This window comes from Kitasatospora sp. MY 5-36 (assembly GCF_001182915.1).
GTDB lineage: Bacteria > Actinomycetota > Actinomycetes > Streptomycetales > Streptomycetaceae > Kitasatospora.
Genome location: NZ_LFVW01000730.1, coordinates 1 through 5271, shown reverse-complemented (window position 1 = coordinate 5271; position 5271 = coordinate 1). Strand labels below are relative to the sequence as shown.

The 5271-nt window shown below is 72.0% G+C and carries 5 protein-coding genes and 1 pseudogene; 4 read left to right on the top strand and 2 right to left on the bottom strand.

Annotation, left to right across the window (positions count from 1 at the left end; all coding sequences use genetic code 11):
• Positions 1-477, top strand: a pseudogene (locus AE652_RS34690) (hypothetical protein); the annotation flags it as partial.
• A 19-nt stretch (positions 478-496) separates the two neighbouring features.
• Here AE652_RS34690 and AE652_RS34685 read toward each other — a convergent pair.
• Positions 497-1597 carry a phosphotransferase gene (locus AE652_RS34685; RefSeq protein WP_234348650.1) on the bottom strand — a complete coding sequence of 367 codons (1101 nt, stop codon included), beginning with the start codon at positions 1595-1597 and terminating at the stop codon, positions 497-499.
• 64 nt (positions 1598-1661) lie between these two features.
• Positions 1662-2321: a response regulator transcription factor gene (locus AE652_RS34680; RefSeq protein WP_049658932.1), complete on the bottom strand. Its 660-nt coding sequence runs from the start codon at positions 2319-2321 to the stop codon at positions 1662-1664.
• Positions 2322-2747: 426 nt separating this feature from the next.
• Here AE652_RS34680 and pdhA point away from each other — a divergent pair, with 426 nt between their 5' ends.
• The 3 genes from pdhA to AE652_RS34665 all read left to right on the top strand — a co-directional run.
• Positions 2748-3902, top strand: a complete 1155-nt coding sequence (gene pdhA / locus AE652_RS34675) for a pyruvate dehydrogenase (acetyl-transferring) E1 component subunit alpha (protein WP_049658931.1) — start codon at positions 2748-2750, stop codon at positions 3900-3902.
• Complete coding sequence (locus tag AE652_RS34670) at positions 3902-4876, top strand: alpha-ketoacid dehydrogenase subunit beta (protein ID WP_049658928.1); 975 nt, start codon at positions 3902-3904, stop codon at positions 4874-4876. Before pdhA ends, AE652_RS34670 begins: the two co-directional genes overlap by 1 nt.
• A gap of 15 nt (positions 4877-4891) precedes the next feature.
• The coding region (locus AE652_RS34665) for a biotin/lipoyl-containing protein (RefSeq protein ID WP_049658925.1) at positions 4892-5271 on the top strand (380 nt) is incomplete at its 3' end.

The window sequence follows — 5271 nt, the reverse complement described above, 5'->3', positions numbered from 1 at the left end:
CGGCGCGGGCCCTGGGCCTGGGTGGCCGGCGCGATCGCCGTGCTGGTCGCGGCCGGTGCGGGCATCGCGTTCGCGCTCAGCGGCAGCGAGCCCGCCGGCCACTCGGACATCTCGCCGCAGCCCCCGGCGGCCACCAGCACCGAGACGACCGCGCCCCCGTCCCAGAGCGGCCTGGCGACCCCGCCGGCCTCGGCCTCCGGCAGCAAGAAGCCGCAGCAGCCGACCGACCCCGGCAACAACAACGGGAACAACAACGGGAACAGCGGCAACAACATGTCGCCGTCGCCGAACACGGGCAAGCACACCCCGACCCCGACGCCGACCGGGACGGCCAGCCACACGCCGACCGGGACGGCGCCCGCGACGACGGCGCCGGCCACGACGGCGCCGCCGCAGACCGCGGGCCCCGGCACCGGGTCGCCGAAGCCGCCGACGGACCCGAAGCCGTCCATCCCGGTCGTGCCGCCGACCCCCTGACCCGGTCGGCGGCGGCGGGTCAGTTGGCGAAGGCGTCCAGGACCTGCTCGTACTCCTGGCACCACCACGCCAGCTGGCCCGCGGAGGCGGGGTAGAGCGGGTCGGCCCGGTGGTCGGCCCGCTGGTAGCGCCACTGCAGCATCCAGAAGTCGTTCAGCCGCTCCCACCAGACCCGGTGGACGGCGGCGGCCAGGTGCTCGGCGGTGGCCGCCCCGGAGGCCCGGTAGGCCTGGGAGTAGCGGCGGACCCGGACCAGGTCGAGGGCGCCGGACGAGCGGTCGTTGAAGAGCAGCGTGGCGGCCCGGACCGCCTCCTCGGCGCGTGGCTGCGGGCCGAGCTTGTCCCAGTCCAGGACGGCCGCCACCCGGCCGCCCCGCGGGTCGTCCTCGTACAGCAGGTTGAGGCCGTGGAAGTCGCCGTGGGTCCAGCCGGTGGGCGGCGCGGCCTCCGGGGCGGGGCGGCGGTGGGCGTGCTCGGCGAGCAGTTCCAGCCGTTCCGTGAGCCGTTCCACCACGAGGGCGTCCAACTCCCCGGCCGGCTGGTGCTCCCGGGCGCGGCGCCGCAGGTCGCGGGCGAGTGCGGCGCTGTCGACGGGGTCGGCGCTCCGGTACCCGGCGGGTTGTTCGAGGGGGGCGCAGACGTCGTCGAGCGCGCCGTGCAGCCGGCCGAGCAGCGTGCCGAGCGCGTCGCACTGCGACGGGTCGAGCTCGTCGCCGTGCCGGTGCCGGCCCTCGACCCAGGGGAACAGGGCGAACAGCCGGCCGCCCCAGGCGGCCACCGTGCCGGACCGTTCGGCGCAGGCCAGCGGGGGTGCGACGGGCAGGCCGAGGGTGTTCAGCGCGGCCATCGCGCGGTGGTGGGCGAGGATCTTCGGACGGCTGGCGGTGGCGGAGTCGACGTAGCACTTCAGGAAGTACGGACCGGCCTCGGTGGTGACCAGGTACCCCCGGTTCAACAGGCCCTCGGCGACGGGTTCGGTGGTCAGCGGCCGTCCGACCCGGTAGCGGGCCAGGACCTCGGCGAGCGCACCCCCCGGGACGGGGGGACTGAGGGTCCCCATCGGTGGTGCGGAGAGATCGGGGCGGGCCGGTGCGCAGGCGAGGGTCTGGCTGAAAGTCACGTGCAGAGGTTATGGCCCCCTTGTGGGGGCCCTTGACAAACCGTCAGTTCTGTGAAGGGCCGGATCAGTACTGGTGGTCGGCCTGGTGCCGCGCCACGAAGGCGGCCGCCTGGGTGCGCCGCTCCATGCCCATCTTGGCGAGCAGACTGGAGACGTAGTTCTTCACCGTCTTCTCCGCCAGGTGCAACTCGTTGCCGATCTGACGATTTGTCATACCTTCGCCGATCAGATCGAGGATCCGCCGTTCCTGCTTGGTGAGTTGGGCGAGCCGTTCGTCCTCCTTCTCCCCGCCGTCGCGCAGCCGGGCGAGCACCCTGCTGGTGGCGACCGGGTCGAGCAGCGAGCGGCCGGCCGCGACGTCCCGGACGGCGGTGATCAGGTCGGTGCCGCGGATCGCCTTCAGCACGTAGCCGGAGGCGCCGGCCATGATCGAGTCGAACAGCGCCTCGTCGTCCGAGAACGAGGTGAGCATCAGGCACTTGATCTCCTGCAGCTTGGACCGGATCTCGCGGCAGACCTCGACCCCGTTGCCGTCCGGCAGTCGGACGTCGAGCACCGCCACGTCCGGGTGGACCGCGGGGATCCGGGTGAGCGCCTCGGCGGCCGTGCCAGCCTCGCCGACGACCTCGATGTCGTCCTCGACCGAGAGCAGATCGTGCACGCCCCGCCGGACGACCTCGTGATCGTCGAGCAGGAATACCCTGATTTGTCCGTTATCAGTCACGTCCAAAGCCTCCCATAACACCGTACGAAAGACCTATCGCCCGGACCTCCATACCAACGCGATCCGGCCACAGCCGTCCGAAACCGATACCGAGAACCCCCTTACGTACGGGCGTCTGCCCGGATAACGTGCGCTGGTGTCCTGAAGGCGCTCGAATTGAGAGCTGCGTCACGCCGACCGTCACCCCCACCCTTCCGACGGCGAGCCGAACGCGGCACCCTCGGGGTTGTAGGCCCTGAACAAGTAGGACGTCCTAGCGCAAGCGCGTCGAGGGCGGACGCTGGGTAACGTTCTCGTGAGGGACGCCGTCGGAACAGGATCACCACCTGCCCCGCAGTGGGAGCGCACACCCACGCGCGCCCCGCGAGGCGGTGACCGGACCGGTCACCGGCGACCCCGGGCGGCCGGACAGACCGAGGAGTGAACGTGACCGTCAAAAGCACGGCGAGGGCCCGCAAGAAGGCGGCCCCCGGCGTCCCTGACACCCTCCGCGCCACGGGCAAGGACGCCCAGCCGGAGCTCGTCCAGCTGCTCACGCCGGAAGGCGAGCGGGTCGAGCACCCGGACTACCCCCTCACCACCACTCCCGAGGAGCTGCGCGCCCTCTACCGCGACCTGGTGCTGGTGCGCCGGTTCGACGGCGAGGCCACCGCACTCCAGCGCCAGGGCGAGCTGGGCCTGTGGGCCTCGCTGCTCGGCCAGGAGGCCGCCCAGGTCGGCTCCGGCCGCGCCATGCGCCCCGGCGACTACGCCTTCCCCACCTACCGCGAGCACGGCGTGGCCTGGTGCCGCGACGTCGACCCGCTGAACCTGCTCGGCATGTTCCGCGGCGTGAACCACGGCGGCTGGGACCCGAACGAGAAGAACTTCCACCTGTACACCATCGTGATCGGCGCGCAGACCCTGCACGCCACCGGGTACGCGATGGGCATCACCAAGGACGGCGCCGACGACGCGGTCATCGCGTACTTCGGCGACGGCGCCTCCAGCCAGGGCGACGTCAACGAGGCCTTCACCTTCGCCTCGGTCTACAACGCGCCGGTGGTCTTCTTCTGCCAGAACAACCAGTGGGCGATCTCCGAGCCCACCACCACCCAGACCAAGATCCCGCTGTACCGCCGCGCCTCCGGCTTCGGCTTCCCCGGCGTGCGGGTCGACGGCAACGACGTGCTGGCCTGCCTCGCGGTCACCCGCTGGGCGCTCGACCACGCCCGCAACGGCAACGGCCCGGTGCTGATCGAGGCGTTCACCTACCGGATGGGCGCCCACACCACCTCCGACGACCCCACCCGCTACCGGCACACCGAGGAGACCGAGGCCTGGAAGGCCAAGGACCCGATCTCCCGGCTCCGCGCCCACCTGGAGAAGGAGGGCCTGGCCGACGAGGAGTTCTTCGCCGCCGTCGACGCCGAGAGCGAGCAGCTGGGGCTGCGGGTGCGCGAGGGCGTGCGCGGCATGCCGGACCCGGACCCGACCCTGATCTTCGACCACGTGTACAGCGAGCCGCACACGCTGGTCGATGAGGAACGGGCCGAGTACGTCGAGTACGCGGCCTCCTTCGAGGCGGGGGAGACCCACTGATGGCCGGTCAGCTGAGCATCGCCAAGGCGCTGAACGGAGCGCTGCGCAAGTCGCTGGAGAACGACCCGAAGACCCTCCTCATGGGCGAGGACATCGGCAAGCTCGGCGGCGTCTTCCGGATCACCGACGGCCTGCAGAAGGACTTCGGCGAGGACCGGGTGATCGACTCCCCGCTGGCCGAGTCCGGCATCGTCGGCACCGCGATCGGCCTGGCGCTGCGCGGCTACCGCCCGGTGGTGGAGATCCAGTTCGACGGCTTCGTCTACCCGGCCTTCGACCAGATCGTCTCCCAGCTGGCGAAGATGCACGCCCGCGCGCTCGGGCACGTCAAGATGCCGGTCACCATCCGCATCCCCTACGCGGGCGGCATCGGCGCGGTCGAGCACCACAGCGAGTCGCACGAGGCGTACTTCGCGCACACCGCCGGTCTGCGCGTGGTCACCCCGTCCAGCGCGCACGACGCGCACTGGATGCTGCGGCAGTCGATCGAGTCCGACGACCCGGTCGTCTTCCTGGAGCCCAAGCGCCGCTACTGGGACAAGGGCGAGGTCGGCGACGCCGCCGACCTGGGCCTGCACGAGGCCCGGGTCGTCCGGCCCGGCACCGACCTGACGCTGATCGCGTACGGGCCGATGGTCAAGGTCTGCCTGGAGGCCGCCGCGGCCGCCGAGGAGGACGGCCGCCGGCTGGAGGTCGTCGACCTGCGCTCGCTCTCCCCGGTGGACTTCGCCGCCCTGGAGGCGTCGGTCAAGCGCACCGGTCGGGCCGTCGTGGTGCACGAGGCACCGGTCTTCCTGGGCATGGGCGCCGAACTGGCCGCCCGGCTCACCGAGAAGTGCTTCTACCACCTGGAGGCACCCGTGCTGCGGGTCGGCGGCTACCACGCGCCGTACCCGCCGTCCCGGGTCGAGGAGGCCTTCCTCCCCGACCTGGACCGCGTGCTCGACGCCGTCGACCGCGCGCTCGCGTACTGACTCCGGGGAGCGAAGATGACCACCGAAGTTCGCTCGCTCCGCGAGTTCAAGATGCCCGATGTGGGCGAGGGCCTCACCGAGGCCGAGATCCTCAGCTGGTACGTCAAGCCCGGTGACACCGTCACCGATGGGCAGGTCGTCTGCGAGGTGGAGACCGCCAAGGCGGCCGTGGAGCTGCCCATCCCGTTCAACGGGGTGGTCGAGACGCTGCACTTCCCCGAGGGCGCGACGGTCGACGTCGGCACCGTGATCATCTCGATCGCGGTCGCCGGGGAGGCGGGTGCCGCGGCTCCGGCCGCCCCCGCCGCGGCACCGGCCCAGGCGCCGGTTCCGGCTCCCGCCGAGGAGCCCGAGCCCGAGCGGCGCGAGGTGCTGGTCGGGTACGGCCCGCGCAC

Coding starts and splice junctions, on each gene's coding strand:
- AE652_RS34670 (WP_049658928.1), top strand. CDS start 3,902: ATGGCCGGTCAGCTGAGCATCGCCAAGGCGCTGAACGGAGCGCTGCGC.